Origin of the sequence: Sphingobacterium olei, from assembly GCF_005048855.1 — a bacterium.
GTDB classification, from domain to species: Bacteria; Bacteroidota; Bacteroidia; order Sphingobacteriales; family Sphingobacteriaceae; genus Sphingobacterium; species Sphingobacterium olei.
On record NZ_SUME01000010.1, the window covers coordinates 36,268 to 58,675 of the forward strand.

The following is a 22,408-nucleotide window of genomic DNA, read 5'->3' on the forward strand; positions in this document are numbered from 1 at the left end:
CTGTAGTACAGCTCATGATGAAATATACTGATTTACCGCTTTTCGTACAACATTCTACGGTATTTAATGCGGGTGATATCGATAAACTTTTACAAATGGATCATCTTCCGGATGAGGGGGAAGTAGATGATATACGGCATTTGCCCGAGATTCAGGAGTTGACGAATGCGTTTATAGGAGATGATTCAACACGAAATACACATCTGCAGCTCAAGGCGAAAGACTATCTGCGTAGCGGTGCAATTGAAATGGCCTGGAAAGTAATACTTCTATAAGCTTGTCTGAATTTTCTACTGTAATCGTTTTTTTACTTTGTTTTAAAGAGCGCCGTGGATGAGCTTTTTGAGCTCCTCATGTTCTTTTATACGTATAGCACGCCCGTCTGTAACAATAAGGTTATGTAATGATAGTTCATTCAGTATCCTAAAAACAGTTTCATAGGTTGTTCCGGCGATGTCTGCCAGGTTCTGTCTGCTCAGGTTAATATCAATAAACCCTGCCTCATTGGTTCCAAATTGTTCTTCTAATTTGAGAATAGCTAATATAATTCTTCCCTTAACCATCATATGGGCTAGATTCAGCATTTTAGACTCCGACTCTTTGAGTTCATCTGCAAAAAATAGCATTAACTGATAGGTTAAATCTGTATTCACTTTTAATGTCGATAAGAAAAAATCAAGTTCGATAAAACAGACTGTTGTTGTTTCTAAGGCAGTCGCAGATATAGGGAAAGTAGCATTTTGAGTGCCTAAGCCGCGATGCCCAATAATATCTCCGTTATTCGCGAAACGAATAATAATTTCTTTTTCACCCCATTTTTTATGCACTTTTACTTTTCCATTATACACAAAGTAAATTCCATTAACAGGATCTCCCTCACGAATGATCTGTTCTCCTTTTTTAAATATGATGTTTTTACGATTAACGTCGATGGAATGTTTCCAATCATCAAGCGCTAGTCGGCACATAAAGCAACTTTTTAAATCACAGCTTTTTTTGTTTTTCTTCATAAAGTTTAATCTTCACTTCATCGAGTTAATGGGATGCTGTGCAATAATACAGGAAATTGTTGAAACAAAAAAAGCCCAATCTTTCGATTGCGCTTTATTTTGTGATTCCTATGGGAGGTTTGAACCATCAGATGTTCCGTTTACTTTCTATTGTGTATGTAAAGGAATCTGCGCGGTAACAACCTACGTTATATTCAATAGGATTGTTGTTTATGTCATAAACATATCGTTTTCGGATAAGGATGGGCTCCCCTTGTTTTATTTCCAGTTTTGAAGCAATAAATGCATCTGCTGCTGCGGCACTTATCTCTTCTTTGGAGGTCAGTGCGATAACGCCATAATCCGTTTCGAGGATCTCATAAAGCGGACGGTTAAAGTTTTCTGATGCGGAGATGGGTATTTTTGGATTAAATTCAGAAATGAAATATACAAAAGGTGCATTCTTTTTTCCGCGTAAACGTTCAAGTCTCATAACTTTTGTTGACACCTCAATGTTGAAAAAAGCGGCAACTTCCGCTGATACCTCATGCCGAAATATCTGCAGTTCAAAATTATAAATTTCTATACCAAGGATTCGCATTTCCTCGGAAAAACTGAGCCAGTTACTGACACCGCTAAATATTTTCTTTTTCTGCACGCGTGTGCCGACTCCTTTTTTCCGAACAAGCAATCCTTCTGTCACCAACGTGTTAATCGCCTGCCGTAAGGTGTTCCGTGATATTTTTAATTGTTCAGACAAGTCGACTTCCTTTGGAAGATACTGTCCATCCCGATATTCTGGTTCATCGATAAGCCTCCGAATAAGCTCTTCTGCCTGTTTATGGAAAGGTATCGAGCTTTTGTGATCTATTTGTAATTCCATGTTTCGTGTATAAAAATAAAAAAATAATATGAATTTTTTGTTTTTTAATGAAATGATAATATATTTGTTCTGTTATATGTTTATACATACTAATCATATGACTGAACAATTATTCAATTATAGACATGTTAAGTACTTACAAGAAGAAGCCCGCTATCGGATTAAATGGTTTTGCTGTTGAAGGTTGGAAGGCTATTATTTCTCTTTTGGAAAAGAGAAGCACCGCCAAAAGTATCCTAGTAATAGATTATTACACCGGAATAAACCACGAGGAGCTGCAAACTCAATTTGCGAAGTTCGAAACGGATTTATTTATCCATACAAAAGATCTATTTATATCGGAATCGGATGCCGAAGCATTAACAGCCCGTTTTATGACGGATGATGTGCTGTTTGGATACAATTCTAATATTTCCTTATCGGAATATTTCGATCAGGAGAAATTGCAAACTGCGCAGCTTGCGGTTAAGGAAGCCAAGGGGCGTGTGGTGATATTCGGTCATGGGGCACAACTGGTATCAATTGCCGATACCCTGATTTACGCTGATATGCCGCGGTGGGAAATACAGATGCGTATGCGAAAGCAAGAAGCAATTGCACTAGGTATTGACAATAGAAATGAACCTTTTTCGCTTCAGTATAAGCGTGGACTATTTAACGACTGGCGTGTACTCGACAGGCACAAGCGTGCAATTTACGATAAAGTAGACTATTGGCTCGATACCGTTGTTGCCAATGCCCCTAAGATGATAGACAGGGAGACGTTCTATGCGGGAATGGACAAAGCAGCTGTTTCGCCCTTTCGTGTGGTGCCTTTCTTTGATCCTGCACCATGGGGTGGTCAGTGGATGAAAAAGAAATTTGAGCTCGATGCGTCGAAAGTGAATTACGGTTGGGGCTTTGATTGTGTGCCTGAGGAGAATAGTCTACTCCTTGATGTCAATAACATTGTATTCGAAATGCCTTCTGTGAATCTGGTGTATACGAGGAGCGCTGAATTGCTCGGTAAGCCGGTTGAAGCGCGTTTTGGGAAAGATTTTCCGATCCGTTTTGACTTCCTCGATACGGTAAATGGAGGCAATTTGAGCCTGCAGGTACACCCGACCACCCAATATGCCCGCGATAATTTCGGGCTACCTTATACGCAGGATGAGAGTTACTACATCATGGAGGCGAAAGAAGATGCGCATGTCTATATCGGACTAAAAACGGGTATAGATCGTCACGTCATGATGGATGAGTTGGATAAGGCGGAACAAGGCGATCTTGTTTTCGACGCTGATAAATATGTGAATAAAATTCCAACGAAGAAACACGATCATTTTCTGATCCCCGCCGGTACAATACATTGTTCCGGAATGAATGCAGTGGTACTGGAGATCAGCTCAACACCAAATCTATTTACGTTTAAACTTTGGGACTGGCAGCGGCTAGGCTTAGATGGAAAGCCGCGCCCAATTAACGTGCAACGGGGTAAACAAGTACTCAATTGGGACTGCGATACCGCATATACCGAGGCACAATTGGTGAATAATGTTAAAGTCGTTGCCCAAGGCGAGGGCTGGATTGAAGAACAAACAGGGCTGCACAACAGTGAATTTATCGAAACACGTCGGCATACTTTCTCCGTTCCGGTTACACATTATACGAAGGAAAGTGTCAACGTACTGAATTTAGTAGATGGTGACGAAATTATCGTTGAAAGTCCAACGAATGCTTTCGAACCCATGGTTATCCATTACGCTGAAACGTTCATTATCCCAGCAGCCGTGGGTGCATATCGTATTCGCCCACATGGGGTCTCCGAAGGTAAAGAATGCATCACCCTTAAAGCATCTGTAAGGATTTGATTACTTGACATTAAGATCATACGTTATGCAAAGCAACAAAGAAAATAAATCACCTCTCGTGCTGATACCGATATTTCTCAATTTTTTTATCATGGGGTTTGTAGATATCGTAGGGGTAGCGACGAACTATGTGAAGAAGGATTTTGTATTGTCGGAAACAACGGCTAGTATCATACCGATGATGGTATTTGTCTGGTTTGCCGTATGTGCTGTCCCTACAGGGGTGCTCATGGGTAAAATAGGTCGAAAGAAAACGGTGGCGGTTTCGTTGGTCATCACGGCGCTGGCAATGGGTATTTCATTCCTCGTATACAGCTACTTGGGGATATTATTCGCTTTTGCTTTACTTGGAATTGGAAATACTATTTTACAGGTTTCGTTGAATCCGTTGGTGGCATCTGTCGTACGAAAGGAAAAACTCACCAGTATACTGACTATGGGGCAGTTTATCAAGGCAATTGCCTCGTTTCTAGGTCCTATACTGGTGGGATTTGCGGCAACGCAGGTGGGCGACTGGCGTTTTATATTTTTGTTTTACGGGCTGGCAACAATTTTATCTATCGTTGTTCTCTACACGCTGCATATTGACGAACCGACGGAGACCGTGGAAAAGTCTTCTTCATTCCGAAAGATATTTACCTTATTGAATGATAAATACCTCATCAATTGTATCCTTGTTATCGTATTGATTGTGGGGATCGATGTGGGACTGAATACCAGTATACCCCAGCTATTAATGGACCGTCTAGCGATACCCTTGGAGGATGCTGCGTTGGGTACAAGTCTCTACTTTGCCGCGCGCACCATCGGTACTTTTGTTGGCGCCTTACTTTTGGTCAGGTTATCTGCCGTAAAATTCCTGCGGGGTACTATCGTGTTGGCTGTTTTGGCTTTTGTGGGTATGATATTCAGTTCGTCGTTATGGGGGTTGCTTGCGGCCATTGTGATAGTTGGGCTTGCCTGCGCCAATGTGTTTTCGATTATCTTTTCCCTGGCGCTGCAACATGATATGAAGCATGCAAACGAAATATCGGCTTTGATGATTATGGGCGTATCGGGCGGAGCCTTGGTGTTGCCGTTGCAAGGTTTGATTACCGATATGTCTAGCTTCACAGCCGGGCTGTCGGTCATACTGGTCAGTATGCTTATCATCGGTTCGATTTCATATAAATTTAAATACTAGGCCCATGTACGATTACGACAACCGCATTGTATTGACCTTAGACGCAGGTGGAACAAATATGGTCTTCTCGGCTATTCAAGCGAATAAGGAAATAGTGGACTCTTTCTGTCTTCCGGCATATCCGAATGATCTAGAAAAGTGCCTGAAAACGTTGACTACCGGATTTACGCATATATGGAATCAGTTGCCAACGGCTCCGGTAGCGATAAGTTTCGCGTTTCCCGGACCCGCGGATTACAAAAACGGGATTATTCATGATTTGCCTAATTTTCCGTCATTTCGCGGCGGTGTTCCGCTTGGCCCTTTTTTAGAGGAACATTTTCAGATACCCGTTTTTATCAACAATGACGGTAATCTGTTTGCGTATGGAGAAGCATTGGCGGGCGCATTGCCGACCTTGAATAATCAATTAAAAATACGAGGGGCAAACAAAGAATATCGTAACCTTATCGGTGTAACATTCGGCACAGGGTTTGGGTCGGGCGTGGTGATAAATAATTATTTGTTAACGGGCGATAACGATTGCGGAGGAGATGTGTGGGTGTTTCGTAATAAATTTTTTCCCGATATGATTGCCGAAGAAAGCGTCAGTATACGCGCCATTACACGGGTATACTGTGAACTTGCCGGTGTTACGGACAAGAGGCTAACACCTAACGATATATTTCGCATTGCGGAGGGTGAAAAACAAGGTGATCGGCGCGCCGCGCTAACAAGTTTTGCCCAGTTTGGCGAAGTCGCCGGAGACGCTATTGCACATCTACTCACTTTTGTAGATGGTATAGTCGTTATTGGCGGTGGAATTATGGGTGCGGCGAAATACATTATGCCTGCACTGATAAACGAATTGAAATCTACCTTAACGACTTTTTCTGGAGAACGGCTCTCCCGTCTGCAAATGGAGGTGATCGAAGCCGACGATGATGGCAACTTCAATCAGGCTATTGCAGAAGGGCAAAGGCAGATCCGGATACCAAATACCAATAAAAAAATAAACTACAATCCCCATAAAACGACTTTTATCATGAAAACTAAGCTTGGAACAAGCACAGCCATTTCGTTAGGTGCCTATGCCTATGCGTTACACACATTAGGAAATTAGATTATAAATAACTAAAGATTAAATTATGATGTTATGAAAAATAAGTTATCCATTATCAAGAGCAGGGGACAGACCTCCAGCTTATTCAGCCTAAGACATACAATCTTTCTTCGGTACCTATTATGCCTCTTTTTAGGTATACATACCTTCTCGGTAGCAGCTCAGAACAATAACACGTCAGTAGAGGGCATAGTCGTCAACGAATCCAATACGCCCGTTTCAGGAGCGTCGGTAAAGGAAGTAGGCGGAACGAATGTGACTCGAACGGATTCTGAAGGTCAGTTTACCCTGAATGTGTCTTCTCCTAACACAACCTTGATGGTATCCTACGTCGGCTACGCGACACTGGAAGTTTCGGTGGCTGGAAGATCAAGTTTGCGGATCGTACTCGAGGTAACAAACGAGGAACTTGATGAAGTGGTAGTGGTCGGCTATGGCACGCAAAAGAAAGCGAATGTAACGGGTGCGATTTCTTCTGTTAACATGAAAGAACTGGAAGGAAGACCGGTGGTCAACGTGGTAGAGGCTTTGCAGGGTACGACCCCTGGTTTAACCATACAACAGAGTAATTCACAGCCAGGAAGCCGCCCATCGATTAATATACGTGGTATCAATACGTTGAATAACAATGATCCTATGGTTTTAATTGATGGTATAATTGGTGATATACAGAATGTTAATATGGCGGATATTGAAAGTATATCTGTCTTGAAAGATGCTGCTTCGGCTGCTATCTATGGATCGCGTGCATCTAACGGTGTTATTCTTATCACGACCAAAAAAGGAAGCAAGGGCACCTCACGGGTATCTTATGATTATATTCTTGCGGCGCAGACGCCTACTTTTTTGCCTCAGATAGTCGATTCGTGGGTATATGCCGAACTTCGCAATGAAGCACTCATCAATTCTGGTCGACCGACTCAATTCTCTTCTGAACAGATACGGGATTACCGTGTAAACGGTCCCAATGCCAATTGGATGAAAGAAATCTATCGGGCTAATGCGCCACAGCAAACGCATAGTCTGTCGGTTTCTGGAGGTGGTGAAAAGACTACCTACTTAATTTCAGGCGCGTATATGGATCAGGAGAGTATGTTTAAAGGATCTGATTATGGGCTTGAACGCCTTAATTTTCGTACAAATGTGGAAACTCAGGTATCGGACCGCTTTAAGGTGAATGTTCTTGCCGCATATTCCCGTAATGCACTAAAAGATCATGCGTATTGGACGGAATGGCTCATTGAGCAGGCTACGCGTATGCCATCGATCTATCCCATAAAAAATGCGAACGGTGACTATAACTACCCTGGGGGGAGCAATTCGAATTCCTTAGCCCGTTTGGAGCAAGGAGGACAACGGAGTAGTGCAAATGACGATTTATCGGGTATACTGAATGCGGAATATAAGATCTTGGATGGATTAAAATTACGAGGAATGGTCGGTACACAGTTGTACAACAACCGGCTAAAAGAAAACCGCAAAGCTATACCGGGCTCTGGCGATCTGGAGAATCGGATGACCAATAGTTCGCAACGAATACAGAATATTACGACTAACCTTATCTTGTCGTACGACAAGACTTGGGGAGCCCATACGGTCAATACACTGGCAGGGTATTCTTATGAAGGGGGGACGGACAACCGTTTTGAAACATTCCGACTGGTCGACGAATCCAATTACGATATCATGGGAGGGGCACAGACCTCCAATACAGGTAATCAGGAATGGCAGAATGAGTGGTCTATTTATTCGGCATTTTTGAGCATGAACTATAATTTCGCAGATAAGTACCTGTTTGAGTTTAAACTTCGTGACGATATTTCTTCTAAGTTCAGGGTGGGAAACCGATCTGCGTGGTTTCCTTCGATGTCTGCTGGATGGCGGGTATCCGATGAAAATTTTTATCCCGAGCGTCTGAAAAATATCATGCCTTCCGCTAAAATCAGATCATCCTGGGGTTTAGTAGGTAATAACCGCATTGCGGATTATCAATACCAGGCCACAGTCAATGTTTCTCAAGGATATAATTTTGGCAATACGATGTATCCAGTCGCCTCATTTGATGCTGTTAATCCGGATTTAAGATGGGAGACCACCCAAATGTTCAATATAGGAGCTGACTTAGGTTTCTTAAATAATGCATTGACCCTATCGGGCGAGTATTACGTAAACGATACATACGATATCCTTATCGGTATTCCAGTTCCAGGCTTGTTCGGAGGTGGAACACCGATTCAGAATGCAGGTAAGGTACAGAACAAAGGATGGGAGATAGCCGCACGCTACCAATTTACAACGGGAGGGGTAAATCATACCGTGAGTGGAAATTTATCGGATAGTAAAAACAAAGTGATCGACGTCAAAGGTACTGAATGGATCAATGGATTTGATGTCAACACCGTAGTGCGCGAAGGTTATCCCATAAACTCCTACTACGCTTATCGTTGGGACGGATATTTTCAGAATGAAGAGGAGGTCGCCCAAGGGCCTCATTTGGATGGGATAACGCCAAAGCCTGGCGACATTCGATACTTAGACAAAAATGGAGATGGCCTAATCAGGGAAGATGACGACCGCTTCGTATTGGGAAATAGATTTCCCCGATTTTTATATGGCTTTAATTATGCTGCAGGATGGAAGGGTGTTGACTTCTCCATGTTCTGGCAAGGAGTTGGGCAACGAAAAGTATGGTTAAGAGGTGAGTCGGTAGAAGCTTTCCATAACAATAATGAAGGCCCGGTTTTTAATTTTCATGTCGATCGCTGGACACCAACTAATCCGGATGCAGGGTATCCGCGGCTTACCGTTGGAGCAGAATCGGCTAATAATGCTACGAAATCAAGTTTTTGGATAGAAAATGCGGCCTATCTGCGCCTGAAGAACGTACAACTGGGCTATACATTTCCCGAGAATTGGACCAACAGGGTTTCGCTAAGTCGTCTTCGGATCTATACCAGTATACAGAATGCCTTAACCTTATCCGATATGAAAGGGGGGTGGGATCCGGAGACTTCTGATGGTGGTGGGCGTATTTACCCGGTAAACCGAACCTTTTCTATAGGGTTAAACCTTAACTTTTAAAACGTATTATTATGAAAAAGCACCTATTACGATATAGCATAGCAGCAGTCATAGCCTGTATGCTTTTTGCGTCATGTCACGACCTTGACCTGACGCCACACGATAGAGAAACAGACGTGGAGTATTGGAATAAACCTGAGTCGGCTGCGTATATGATCAACAAATGTTATCAAGGGATGAACAATGCCGACGAGGTAATGTATGCCGATGCCATGACGGATAACGCTTATACCAAGGTGTCTAACTCCCACAATCAGGCCATCGGTAATGGAACGTATTCTACCGCTGATAATTACGTTCGCTCCGTATGGGGCTATCGGTATGCCGGGATCCATCAGTGTAACCAGCTACTCGATAACCTGGACCGCGTACCCGGATTAAGCGACGAACTGCGTAACCGTTATCGGGGAGAGGCGATCTTTATCCGGGCCTATCATTACTTCGAACTCTATTCCAAATTTGGTGATATTCCTTTTTTTACAAGGGTCATTTCCATCGACGAATCAAGAACGGTAGCGCGGACGGCCAAATCTGAAATTGTAGCCAGTTTACTGAGCGAACTATCCGGCATTATTGATAACAACTATCTTCCTACTTCGTACGATGCGCAGGACATCGGGCGCATAACTCGTTGGGCAGCTATGGGGCTTAAAGCACGTATGCTCATGTTTGAAGGATCAGCAAGGTTCAATGAGGTAATACCCATTACAAATAAGATTATTGCAGAAGGCGGGTTTTCGTTGCATAGCAATTATGAAGATCTGTTCCATATTCAGCATGAAAATAATGCTGAAGTTATGTTAGACGTGCAGTACAAGCCTGTAGACAGAGAGCACCAAGTACAATACCATTTTCTACCTCCGTCGCTGGGTGGTTATTCCCAGCTGTCTCCGCTACAGGGATTGGTAGATAATTATATCACCCTGGATGGTTATCCAATCGCAGATGCCCCTTTATCGAGTTACGATCCCGCTGATCCCTTTGCTAATCGGGATCCACGGCTGGCGGCTACTATTATATATACGGGCAACTCGTATACGTTGGCCGACGGTTCACTTCATGTCGTAGACAGTAGGAAAGGGGTGGCGCCTAACGGATTTGAGTTCGCTTCTGATGCCTCGGCTACTGGATACTACATCAAAAAATATTGGGACAATACGTACCGATCTAACCTGATGTCGGGTCTAAATATTATATTAATGCGCTACGCGGATATCCTATTGATGCATGCTGAGGCCTTAGCCGAACAAGGGCAGTTGAATGCAACCGAATGGAATCGGACCATACGGCCTCTCCGTAGCAGGGCTGGATTTACGGAAGCCAGTGCACTGGAATTTCCTACCGGCGGTAACCTGAAAGAAATCGTGCGCCGTGAGCGCCGTAGCGAATTGGCGCTTGAAGGTTTACGGCATAAGGATATTATCCGCTGGCGGATAGCCGAGCAGGTACTCAATGGATGGAGTCATGGTCTGTATACAGGCGATGCGGTGGGTACAGACAACGGATATGTGCGCGTGGAGAACCGAAAATTTGATGCTGCGAGGCATTATTTGTGGCCTATCCCACAAAATGAAAGAGATTTAAATAGCAACCTGACACAAAATTCGCAATGGTAACCTTTAAACTGAATAGCATGAACTATCTATCTTTATCAATTATAGCAGCCGTTCTACTCTTGCTGAACGGCTGTGCGAAAGACTATCAGCTGTCTACCGATTTTACGGTGCCGACCGCGTTATCATCGCCCGCGAAAGTAGGGCTGGATGTAACATCAACCAATAATATTGTTCTATCCTGGAGCGGCGGCGGTCCCGGCGACGGATCGTACGTGTTATACGAAGTGGTCTTCGCCAAAAAAGGGGCAGACTTATATGAGCCAGTAGAACGGATTAAAAGTGATTTCGGCGCGGAGCCCAAATTGACACTTACACACGCTACACTAAATGCGATTGCGCGAAAAGCGGGCATAAAACCTGGTGAGACAGGAGAGATTTCGTGGTCGGTACTGACCTCCAAAGGAGGGGATGTGAAAACGACGGATCTAAAAAATGATGTCGAAGTGACTCGGGGCGACGGAATTGACAATATGCCGAACAACCTGTATTTATATGGAGCTGGCAATGAAAGTAATGGAGCCGAAGGTTCTTTATTCCGGAAAGCTGCGGACGGTGTCTATATTATCTATTCGAAAGTAGCAGGAAACGGAGAACTGGAACTAAAAGGAAAAATCGAAGAAGAGGAATTTGGCTATTACCTGGATGGTACTAAGCTAATGGAAGGTGTAGGAACGATGAATTTAGCGCCCAATACAAACCCCTATCGGATTACAGTAGATTTCAATACACTGTCCGTAAAAACTGAGGTTATATCGAACGTACGCTGTATATGGGGAGCAACATATGATGTAATTGGTCAGCTAGCTTATGTGGGCGATGGTAAGTTTGTCGCAGCGAACAGTGCGATACGGTTTATCGACCCGAGTAAGCCGGAAACGAATCCGCCGGGATGGCTCAGTTGGATAGAGGAAAGATACTATTTTATCGCAGCCGTGAACGGTGCAGACAAGTGCTGGGGAAGAATGGATGGCGTAAGTAGCGAGCGGCCTGCAGGCGGGGAGCCCTTATCATTTTACGAAATTGGAGAGTTCTCCTGGAGCCAATGGGATCATCTCTGGAAGATGAAAGGCGATCTCAATTCGAAAAGAGCAACTATTACAATCAATACCAACAAGGAAAATTTGATGGTACATGAATTTTCTAATATTACAAATTTATAAACGTATGAAGAAGTTATGTTATTTACTATTATTTGCTTTTATCATCACGGGCTGTGATGATGGATCAGAGCCCTATGTAAAACCGGACGATAATACATCGCCGGTAGAAACGGTAAATGCTCCAGCACGGGCAAAGGAAATTTTTGATCTTATCAATCAATACTATAAGGCAGGCGACCTGTTTAAGGAGAATTATCCCATGCAGTCTGGAGACGCTACTTACTCCTATCTATGGCCGTATGATGCGGTCGTGAGCGGCGCCTCCCAACTGCATCAATTGGGATATGATGTGCGATACAACGATATTGTTGCGGGCTTTGAAAAATATTATAGACAAACTGCGCACGGTAACACTATAGGAGGATATGGATCTTCTACTAATGGGAGTACTGGCGGTGGAACCCGTTTTTACGACGACAATTCCATTATTGGGGTTAACTTACTGGAAGCTTATCACATTACGCAGGATGTAACCTACATCGAACGTGCAGCACGGATTGTGCCGTTTTTGGAAAGTGGAATGGATGATAAATTAGGAGGTGCCTTGTGGTGGAATGAAGATCACCGATACAATCCGTCATCTGCTGAAGCCAACAAGCCCACCTGCTCAAACGGTTACGCTACCCTTTTTCTGCTTATGTATTATGAGGTGTGTCCGGAGGCGGAAAAACCACATGTGCTACAGTTAGCAACTAGCTTGTACAGTTGGTTGCGCGCCAACCTGTATGATCCGGCTACAAAATGCTACTGGAACGATAAGAATGCAAACGGTACAATAAATACCCGATTGTGGACGTACAATGCTGGTGTGATGGTACAAAATGGAATACGGCTAGCCGAGATTACCGGAAATAGCCAGTATTTGGAAGAAGCAAAAATGACAGCACAGGGTGCATATGATTATTTCGTCAAAACCCGCAACGGAATCTTATCCTATACCGATACTGACCCTTGGTTTAATACGAAATTGTTGCGTGCTTATATCGATTTGGCGGCATATGATGAGAGCGCCAAAACATACATCAATACGTATTACAATTTTATAAACAATGGGTATAAGAAAGCGCGAACGGATGTAGGTTTCTTTTATGAGGACTGGACCGGAGCTAATCCTGGCAGATATTATTCGTTACTTATGCAGGGCGCTGTCGTTGAATCCTATGGTGCACTAGCGCTCTATCGCGGAGAAACTAAAAATTGATGAATATGAAAGCAGGACTGTCTTTACTTTTAGCGCTCTGTATGTTGGCATTTACTGTGCACGCACAGCAAAAAAGTAGTTATCTGCAGCGAGCTGAAGAGACTATCGGGCTTGTGTGGGAAAAATATCGGGTGCACGAGCATGGACTATTCGCTGAATATTATCCAAATAGTTACAAACCGGACCTAACGTATTTTCAGGAGGGCGGACAAAAAGCCAAGGAGGTTTCTTATCTGTGGCCGATGAGCGGGGTATTTTCGGCTGTCAATGTACTTATGGAGTTGAAACCAAATAGGTTTAAACCTTATCTTGACTCCATGGTAATAGCAGTGGAACAATACCTGGATAAGACCCGTACACCGTATGGATACCAGGCGTATCCGTCCAAATTTGAAACCGTGGACCGGTATTATGACGACAACGGCTTGGTGGGTATTGATTATATGGATTCCTATTCAATCACAGGGGACGCATCGTACTTAGCGAAAGCGAAAGAGGTGATGACCTTCATCGAGAGCGGTTGGACAGACAGTTTCGGCGGTGGTGTCTCCTGGCTGGAAGGGATAGATGATCAAAAGCCTGCCTGTAGTAACGGCAAAGCTACAGTGTTGGCTTTGAAGATTTATCAGGCTTCGGGTGAAGAAAAATATCTACATTACGCCATGAAATCGTATAACTGGATGCTTGCTACACTTCGTGATGACACGCTGGGCATCATATGGAATGCATTGCTGACCCCGGATCGTACGACAGGACACGTGCAGAAACACGCTTATACATATAATACGGGTACGATGATTCAATCGGCCGTGAGGCTATATAAGATCACAAGCAACGCCAAATATCTGGAGGATGCTCATGCGTTGGCAGAAGGCTCTTATAGATACTACTTCGATTATACCACGGAAGGTATTCCACAGGTCAAGGATATTCCTTGGTTCACCCTGGTATTATTTAGAGGTTATCACGAATTGTACGAGATCGATCAAAACCCCAAATATGTGGATGCAGTAATCGAACGCGCGGATTGGGCATGGGAGCATGCGCGTGACGAAGAAGGCTTACCTTGTGCAGATTGGACGGGTCGAAAAGATGAGATGAAAAAGCCGAAATGGTTACTGGATACATCCTGTATGGCCGAACTGTATGCCCGTATTGCCCTGATTAAAAATAAGGGCGGTTAATAATAACTTTCAATAACGTATATAAAATGAAACAAACGAATCTACTCTTATTGCTGGCAACTCTCCATATACTGATCTCATCCTGTGCAGGAAACAGAGAAACTGTAGAAAAATTGTCAGATCATGTGAATCCCAATATAGGATCGGTACACAGTCGCTGGTTCTTCTATACACCTGCTGCCGTGCCTTTTGGAATGGCCAAACTGGGGCCGTCTACTAACGGGTCCTATGGGAATGCGAACGGTTGGGAAGCCGTAGGATACGAAGATGGCCACAGCTCTATCGAAGGCTTTGCTTGTTTTCATGAATTCCAGATCGGAGGTGTAATGTTGATGCCAATTGTCGGGGAGTTAAAGACCAAACCGGGAACATTAGAAAACTCTGCTGAGGGTTACCGGTCCGTTTTCAAAAAGGAAAATGAGTATGCTACATCTGGATTTTATAGCGTCTTGCTGGATAAATACAACACCAAAGTAGAGCTTACTGCAGCGGATCGGGTAGGATACCAACGGTATACGTTTCCGCAGTCGGATGAGTCGTATATCTTATTTGATATTGGAAACAAATTGGGCGAAAGCGGTGCTGTAGAAGATGCTTATATTAAAGTGATCGATGATACGACTATTGAAGGTTATGTAATAACGAAGCCAGAATACGTCAAAAAGTACCAACCGGAGGCTTCCGTAAATATGTACTTCTATGCGAAGTTGAGTAAACCTTTTACGGATGCTAAGACATTCCTGCGCGCGGATACGGTTACCACTGAGAAAGAAATAAAGGGAGCGGGAGCCTGCTTGGCTGTGAAATATAATACAGCAACGGATGAGCAGATTACGGTAACAATAGGCCAATCTTACACATCGATTGAAAATGCAAAACTGAACTATGAGGCGGAGGCCTTGGATCAGAATTTTGATAGCGCCATGGAAAAAGCATCACAACGATGGAACGATATGCTTGGACGTATACAGGTAGAAGGGGGTCGTCAGGAAGATAAGGTAAAGTTCTATACCGGACTCTACCATGCCCTGTTGGGAAGAGGATTGGCAAATGATGTCAATGGGGCATATCCTAAAAATGACGGTACTATTGGACACCTTCCATTGGATAAAAATCAAAAACCAACGTATAATTATTATAATACGGATGCAATCTGGGGTGGATTTTGGAACCTCACCCAATTATGGGCATTAGCTTATCCAGAATATTATTCGGATTGGGTACAGAGCCAGTTATTGGTGTATAAAGAAACGGGTTGGCTAGGCGATGGAATTGCTAATAGCAAATACGTGTCTGGTGTTGGAACGAATTTTACTAGTCTCGCTATCGCGGCTGCTTATAATTGTGGGATCCGGGATTTTGATTACCAACTCGGATATGAAGCAGCGTTAAAGAATGAGATCGATGAGGTCAATCGACCTTCTGGCGCAGGTAAGTTGGATGTTGGGGCGTTTGTAAAACGTGGCTACTGTCCATATATTCCAAGTGACGATTACTTCATTACTAAGCAGGATGAAGGTTCGGTGTTTGGAGCTTCCCATACCATGGAGTATTCTTTTAGTAGCTATGCTGTGGCCCAATTCGCAAAGAACTTAAATAAAGAAGACGATTATCAACGTCTTTCTAAAATGGCATCAAACTGGGAGAATCTCTTTGATTCCGAAACCGAACTGATCCGTCCACGCATGTTGGATGGAAGTTTCTTGAAAAACTTTGATCCTATGGCAGCGTGGGCAGGCTTTCAGGAAGGTAACGCTATACAGTATACTTTTTACGTGCCGCACGAACCGAATAAATTAATTGATAAAGTGGGGCAGGATGTCTTTAACGAGCGTTTGGACAGTATTTTTATTCATTCTCAAAAAAATACCTTTGGTGGTGGTAAAACAGTGGATGCATTTGCTGGCGTACATGCATTGTATAACCACGGTAACCAGCCAAACCTGCATGTATCCTGGTTGTTCAATTTCTCCGGAAAGCCGTATTTGACCCAAAAATGGGTACGCGCGATCTGTAATGAATTTTACGGTGTTGATGGATTACATGGCTACGGATACGGTCAGGACGAAGACCAGGGACAGCTGGGCGCGTGGTACGTGATGGCGGGAATGGGGTTGTTTGACGTGAAAGGTTTAACACAGATCAATCCAGAATTCCAGATTGGTAGTCCTCTATTTGATCGTATAGAGGTGAAGTTAAATAAGAAATATTATAAAGGCGATAAGTTTGTTATTGAAGCACGGAACAACGCTCCGGAAAACATGTATGTGCAGTCACTCAACATAAATGGTAAAGCACAACAATCGGTAGCTATACCATTTCAGGATGTAGTAAACGGCGGAATACTGAAAATAGAAATGGGAACGGAGCCAAATCATGATTTAAAGCAGTAGAACTTGCGAAGTCAAATACTAACTAATATGATACGCATTCAGTTTATTTTAATTACGTTCGGTCTTATATTTAATGCCACGTCAATATATGCCCAGCAGCATGTCGTTTGGCAGATTGGTAGCAATGACAATCAGAGTGATGATATGTCTTTATATCCGAAGTCGTTCGAAAAGTTCCTTGAGTATGATTTTGGCTATGAAGACCGATGTTTTTTGATCGGATCGGCCGACACGCAAACCGAGTTTCCTTTTGTACTGCCCGGACCAAAAAATGCTTGGGGAGGAACGGGAAATACCGCAGGTATCCGTTCTCATTTTATAACACTCAGTTTTGAGCTGAATGAATTTCCGCGCAATAGATCCTGGAATCTTTCCTTGGATCTTCTTGGTGTCGATCCAAAGCATGGCTCTGTTCTTAAGCTACTCGTGAATGATAAGCCTTACATCTTCAGGCTCGAAAAGGGAAAAGGAAACGCTGATCCGATAGGTCCTTTTACCAAAGACCAGGAGCAAGTTGTCGAATTCGTATTGCCGGATGATTTAATCAAAGAAGGTTACAATGAAATCGTGATTACTTCACTCGATGGCGGTTGGATTGCTTTTGACGAAATTAAGTTAGTCGGTCCCGAGCAGGCGGCATTAAAGCCGGCGGCTGATGCATTAATAAGGAGCATACGACCAGCGACGTTTCAGACTGCAGATAATAAGCAAACTCTTCTAATCGATGTCGTTGATGTATATGATATGCCTACAATTGCTGTACAGCTTGATGGTAAAGAAATCATGAATCAACGGCTTGAGGCTGGTCGCGCTATTCTGGAAGCTCCCATGCCTTCAGTAACCGGTAAGAAAACCAGCTCCTATAAAATACTGATCAACAATAAAGAATATACTTCCGGAACGGTCGTTCGTGAACCTCAGCAAGAGGTGAGTTCTGCTGATTATGTCAATACCATGATTGGTGCTGCCCATTCACGTTGGATGCTGGCGCCGGGGCCATGGATGCCATTTAGCATGGTCAAACTGAGCCCGGATAATCAAAACCGCGGATGGCAAGCGGGTTATGACCCAACTTTTGAATCCATAGGTACATTCAGCCATATCCACGAGTGGACCATGGCGGGATTGGGGACATTTCCGGTAACCGGTGAATTGATCACTTTTGTTGGTGATCAAAATGGTCTGGAGGGAGGCTATCGGTCGAAAATTGATAAAACAACAGAAAAAGCCCCACTGGGATATTATAAAGTAGATCTTACCGACTATAACATTCGTGCTGAATTAACAGCTTTAACTCGAAGCAGTTTTCAACGATACACCTACAATGAGGGGGATACAGGCAGAATTATGGTTGATCTTAAAATCCCTGCAGAATACGATTATGAATTGCAGGGGGTAAAGATCACAAAAGTAAGCGATACCCGAATAGAAGGAGTAAGCGAACAGCGATCAGAAAATGTGTGGTCTGGTGGCGTAAATCAAGATTATATTGTACATTTCGTCATGGAGTTTGATCAGCCTATCATCAATTATGGTTCGTGGCTGAATGATCAAGTCAGCGTTAAAAAAAATCTACACGCAAACAACGCAAAAAACGCGGGGCTATTTGTCGAATTCGATCTTAAAAATAGTAAAATCGTTCAACTTCGTACCGGCATATCTTATGTAAGTGTCGAAAATGCTGCATTAAACCTTCAGCAAGAAATCAGCGTTCCATTTGGGTGGTCGTTTGACGGGGTAGTTGCTCAAAACCGATCAACCTGGAACGAGTTACTGAGCCGGATAGAAGTGGGCAGCAATGACTACTTGCAGAAAGAGAAATTTTATACCAACATGTATCGGGCTCTCGCTAGTCGCAATATTTTCAGTGATGTAGATGGAAGCTGGCGATCCGCGGATGAAAAGATTCACAAGTTTACGCGTGCAGATGACTTGGCTCTCGGCTGCGATGCTTTCTGGAATACCTTCTGGAACCTTAACCAGTTTTGGAACCTCGTTACTCCAGAATGGAGCAACCGCTGGGTGCGATCGCAATTAGCAATGTATGATGCTAATGGTTGGCTTGCTAAAGGACCTGCAGGTATGGAATATATTCCTGTGATGGTTGCTGAGCATGAAATCCCGCTTATTGTGGGGGCTTATCAAATGGGTATCCGGGATTATGATGTCGAAAAAGCTTTTGAAGCGGTGAAAAAAATGCAAACAACGCTTCCCGAAGTAGTAGCAGGTGGTTTTGCCGGTAATCGTGATCTTGAAGCTTATTTAAAATATAAATATGTTCCTTTTGACAAAGGCAGGTTCTCCAATTCGCTTGAATATAGTTTTGACGACTGGACGGTCGGTCAATTTGCTAAAGCCTTGAGAAAAACGGACGATTATGAAATTTTCAATGAGCGTGGGCAATGGTGGAAGAATGTAATTGACCCAGAAACCGGCTATGCACGCATGAAAAATTCGGACGGCAATTGGCTTTCAGATTTCGATCCTTTTAAATCGGGTGCCAATGAACATTATGTGGAGGGCAATGCCTGGCAACTTACGTTCTTTGTACCACAGGATGTTATTGATCTGGCAGATCTCATTGGACGGGATAAATTTCTTGAACGTCTCGATTGGGGCTTTGAGGAGAGCAATAAGTGGCGTTACAATGGACCTAATGATCAATATTGGGATTATCCTGTCGTGCAAGGCAACCAGCAATCCATGCATTTTGCTTATTTGTTTAATTGGGTCAAAAAACCATGGGTTACACAAAAATGGAGCCGCTCAATCGGTGAGCGATACTACGGGTCTGGTGTATCGAATGCCTATTTAGGAGACGAAGATCAAGGGCAAATGAGTGCGTGGTATCTGATGAACGCCATTGGCCTCTTCCAGATGGATGGAGGTACACGGGTAGAACCTGTCTATGAAATAGGAAGCCCGCTATTTGAAAAAGTTACCATCAATCTTGGTGGCAGGTATAACCGTGGAGAGCGCTTCACCATCGAAGCTAAAAACACCAGCAAGACCAATATTTATATTCAAACAGCAACCCTTAACGGGAAGCCTCTGAATGATTTTAAATTTCCGGCAAAGGAACTTCTAAAAGGGGGCAGTTTAGTGCTTGAAATGGGGCCAGAACCTAATAAAAGCTGGGGATTTGGGGATCTGAAAGCCCAAATCCGTTCCGATTCCCGTCTGTCGACGGTGAAGGATAAGGCCGTTGAGCTCGTTAAAAGCGGATTTACGGCGGGTGATGGTTACAGCGAAGTGTGGATCAGAGATTATAATACGTTCATCACTGTGGCGAGTATGGTTCATGACCCTAAATCCGTTAGAGAAAACCTAAGGGTATTCTTTAGGCTGCAAGGAAAGGACGGAAACATCATTGATGGTTTCGTACCAAAGAAGAAGGTTGAAAGCGCTGTCGAAGCTTATCAATACATTTATTCTGAACTGGAGCCTGATTATGCCGGACACAAAAATACAGTAGAAACCGATCAGGAATCCTCGTTGATCCAAGCTGTTTATAAATATATTATGGCTACAGGAGACAAAAGCTTCTTAGATGAAGCGATTGGCGGTATCACCGTAAAAAAACGTTTAGCTTTAGCGCTGGATTTTCTCATCAAGCATCGCTATAACAAGAGGTATGGATTGCTTTGGGGGGCCACAACAGCTGATTGGGGCGATGTCCAACCGGAACATGAGTGGGGAGTTTACCTCGATGAGAACTCCAACCTCGCTATTGATATTTATGATAATGCCATGTTTTTGGTTGCTATCGATAATTATCTTGAACTGGTTTCTGATGGTAACCGTAAGTGGGAAAAAATCAGAAAAGATATCGCAACAAACGCTATGAAGCATTTATGGGATGCAGACCGGCAAAAATTCATCCCCCATGTGTATCTGGATAAATCGCCTTTTCCTTCTACGTTTAATGAAGATGAAATCTTTTATCATGGCGGTACTGCAATTGCCATCGAAGCAAATTTACTTTCGAGGGAACAAGCAAAGGCCTCATTTGATAAAATGATAGAGAATGTTGAAAAATTAGGGGCACCTTCTGTAGGATTAACAATTTATCCTACCTATCCCGAAGGCAGTTTTCAAAATCCGGGCATGTCTCCCTACCATTATCAGAATGGAGGAGACTGGACTTGGTTTGGCGGACGTATTATCAAACAGATGATCAGGAATGGTTTTTATCAGCAGGCTTATGAGCAGATTATCCCGATGCTTGACCGTGTGTTAGTGAATAATGGCTTCTTTGAATTTTATGCCATTGACAATAAACCAAGTGGTTCTGGTTCGTTTAGAGGGTCGGCCGGCGTATTGTACGATGCGATTATATTACTGGAAGAATATGCCGCATCGGCATCTGAGCAATAATAATATTATTCGTTTTCATTCCTTTGGATACAAAAAAAGCCCAATCTTTCGATTGAGCTTTTTGTTGTGATCCCGCTGGGATTGTTGGCGTCCCGCTTTCCCCGTACTCAAGGCTGCCAAGAAATTGTTCGAACCCATCCCAACGCTTCTGTTCTCATCCCTTTGGGCACAAAAAAAGCCCAATCTTTCGATTGAGCTTTTTGTTGTGATCCCGCTGGGATTCGAACCCAGGACCCATACATTAAAAGTGTATTGCTCTACCAGCTGAGCTACGGAATCCTAATTCTGTATTGAATTATCCTTCGATGTTTGAAGTGATGCAAAGGTAAAAAAATCTATAATACAGACCAAATGAAATGGTTTTTATTTTGTTTAAAAAGTATTAAGTCTTTGTTTTTCATTGGAATAATTTTTTTAATAGCAATGAAGCTTGCTTGCCTGCGCCAAGTAGGTTTCAGTTTGAAATAATCTATTTATTAATTTAATAGGAGGTTGTTGCTTTTTTTGCACTGATCATGCGGTCTACACCATTGATGTCTTTTAGAATCGTGACTTGTGTAAATCCCTTTTTGTGAAGTAAGGATGCCGTTTCATGGCTTAGATATTGATTGATCTCGAAATAAAGCATGCCAGTTTCCTCCAGATGTGCCAATGCGAAGTCCGAAATGTAGTCATAGAAAATCAGTGGAGCACTGCTTTCAACAAATAGGGCGAGATGTGGCTCAAAGGCAAGGACATTTTGATGCATCTCTTCTTTCTCTGCTGATGTAATGTAAGGCGGGTTACTTACAATAATATCAAATCGTTCACCATTAGTAAACAAATACTCCCATTCTAAAATATCTGCATGGACAAACTGAATATCTACTTTTTGTTTTTCCGCATTTTGTTTAGCAATTCCAAGGGCTTCTGATGAAATATCTATAGCCCAGATTTTTGCATCTTGTATGTGTTTCGCAATGCTAACGGGAATGCATCCGGTACCTGTTCCAATATCTATTAGACGTAGATTTCTCTGTGTGCCGTGTGATTTCAATATCAAATCTACCAATTCTTCTGTCTCTGGTCTAGGAATCAATGTATGTTCATTGACATTAAAGTCGAGTCCATAAAAATGTGTGCTGCCGGTAAGATGTTGTATAGGTTTGCCGTATTTTAATTGATGGAGCATTTCAAGTAATTGATGCTGTTGATCTGAAGTAATAGCGCTACTTTTCTCAAGTAAGTAGTTCGTTTTTTTTAGCTGAGTAATGTGTTCGATAGCAATATGAAAAATCGCTTTAATTTCTGCCGGATCATATAGATTAGCTAATTCATCTAAAAAAACTTGTTCGATATCACGCCATGTGTTCATGATACAAACTTACAATATTATGCATTATTTAGGCG

The 22,408-nt window shown here is 43.0% G+C and carries 14 protein-coding genes and 1 tRNA gene; 11 read left to right on the forward strand and 4 right to left on the reverse strand.

Features of this window, described 5'->3' with window-relative positions:
• Nucleotides 1-14 precede the first annotated feature (14 nt).
• Entirely contained in the window at nt 15-275 is a 261-nt protein-coding gene (locus FAZ15_RS19520) for a hypothetical protein (protein ID WP_136903048.1), read from the forward strand.
• A 42-nt stretch (nt 276-317) separates the two neighbouring features.
• Here the strand turns inward: FAZ15_RS19520 and FAZ15_RS19525 are convergent, their stop codons facing one another.
• Both FAZ15_RS19525 and FAZ15_RS19530 read right to left on the reverse strand, forming a co-directional pair.
• Nucleotides 318-1,010 carry a Crp/Fnr family transcriptional regulator gene (locus FAZ15_RS19525; protein WP_136903050.1) on the reverse strand — a complete coding sequence of 231 codons (693 nt, stop codon included), beginning with the start codon at nt 1,008-1,010 and terminating at the stop codon, nt 318-320.
• 127 nt (nt 1,011-1,137) lie between these two features.
• Nucleotides 1,138-1,872 carry a GntR family transcriptional regulator gene (locus FAZ15_RS19530; RefSeq protein WP_136903052.1) on the reverse strand — a complete coding sequence of 245 codons (735 nt, stop codon included), beginning with the start codon at nt 1,870-1,872 and terminating at the stop codon, nt 1,138-1,140.
• 125 nt (nt 1,873-1,997) lie between these two features.
• Between FAZ15_RS19530 and FAZ15_RS19535 the strand changes: the two genes are divergently transcribed.
• Genes FAZ15_RS19535 through FAZ15_RS19580 form a run of 10 tightly spaced genes read left to right on the forward strand, consistent with a single transcriptional unit; the run spans nt 1,998 to nt 21,019 of the window.
• Nucleotides 1,998-3,722: a class I mannose-6-phosphate isomerase gene (locus tag FAZ15_RS19535; RefSeq protein WP_136903054.1), complete on the forward strand. Its 1,725-nt coding sequence runs from the start codon at nt 1,998-2,000 to the stop codon at nt 3,720-3,722.
• Between the two features lie 25 nt (nt 3,723-3,747).
• A complete protein-coding gene (locus tag FAZ15_RS19540) occupies nt 3,748-4,905 on the forward strand; it encodes an MFS transporter (protein ID WP_136903056.1) in 1,158 nt (385 codons plus the stop codon).
• Nucleotides 4,906-4,909: 4 nt separating this feature from the next.
• Complete coding sequence (locus FAZ15_RS19545; RefSeq protein WP_136903058.1) at nt 4,910-6,007, forward strand: ROK family protein; 1,098 nt, start codon at nt 4,910-4,912, stop codon at nt 6,005-6,007.
• 33 nt (nt 6,008-6,040) lie between these two features.
• Nucleotides 6,041-9,088 carry a SusC/RagA family TonB-linked outer membrane protein gene (locus FAZ15_RS19550; protein WP_136903059.1) on the forward strand — a complete coding sequence of 1,016 codons (3,048 nt, stop codon included), beginning with the start codon at nt 6,041-6,043 and terminating at the stop codon, nt 9,086-9,088.
• Between the two features lie 11 nt (nt 9,089-9,099).
• Nucleotides 9,100-10,704: a RagB/SusD family nutrient uptake outer membrane protein gene (locus tag FAZ15_RS19555; RefSeq protein WP_202912458.1), complete on the forward strand. Its 1,605-nt coding sequence runs from the start codon at nt 9,100-9,102 to the stop codon at nt 10,702-10,704.
• A 17-nt stretch (nt 10,705-10,721) separates the two neighbouring features.
• The gene (locus FAZ15_RS19560) at nt 10,722-11,864 is read left to right on the forward strand and encodes a SusE domain-containing protein (protein ID WP_136903060.1); all 1,143 of its coding nucleotides are present in this window, start codon (nt 10,722-10,724) and stop codon (nt 11,862-11,864) included.
• Between the two features lie 4 nt (nt 11,865-11,868).
• Nucleotides 11,869-13,065: a glycoside hydrolase family 76 protein gene (locus FAZ15_RS19565; RefSeq protein ID WP_162305019.1), complete on the forward strand. Its 1,197-nt coding sequence runs from the start codon at nt 11,869-11,871 to the stop codon at nt 13,063-13,065.
• 5 nt (nt 13,066-13,070) lie between these two features.
• The gene (locus tag FAZ15_RS19570) at nt 13,071-14,249 is read left to right on the forward strand and encodes a glycoside hydrolase family 76 protein (protein WP_136903062.1); all 1,179 of its coding nucleotides are present in this window, start codon (nt 13,071-13,073) and stop codon (nt 14,247-14,249) included.
• A 26-nt stretch (nt 14,250-14,275) separates the two neighbouring features.
• On the forward strand, nt 14,276-16,642 hold the full coding sequence (locus FAZ15_RS19575; protein WP_136903063.1) for a GH92 family glycosyl hydrolase: 2,367 nt from the start codon (nt 14,276-14,278) through the stop codon (nt 16,640-16,642).
• Nucleotides 16,643-16,669: 27 nt separating this feature from the next.
• Nucleotides 16,670-21,019, forward strand: a complete 4,350-nt coding sequence (locus tag FAZ15_RS19580) for a GH92 family glycosyl hydrolase (protein WP_136903064.1) — start codon at nt 16,670-16,672, stop codon at nt 21,017-21,019.
• Nucleotides 21,020-21,225: 206 nt separating this feature from the next.
• Here FAZ15_RS19580 and FAZ15_RS19585 read toward each other — a convergent pair.
• Together FAZ15_RS19585 and prmC are read right to left on the reverse strand one after the other, a co-directional pair.
• A tRNA-Lys gene (locus FAZ15_RS19585) sits at nt 21,226-21,298 on the reverse strand.
• 202 nt (nt 21,299-21,500) lie between these two features.
• Nucleotides 21,501-22,373: a peptide chain release factor N(5)-glutamine methyltransferase gene (prmC, locus tag FAZ15_RS19590; protein ID WP_136903065.1), complete on the reverse strand. Its 873-nt coding sequence runs from the start codon at nt 22,371-22,373 to the stop codon at nt 21,501-21,503.
• Nucleotides 22,374-22,408 lie beyond the last annotated feature (35 nt).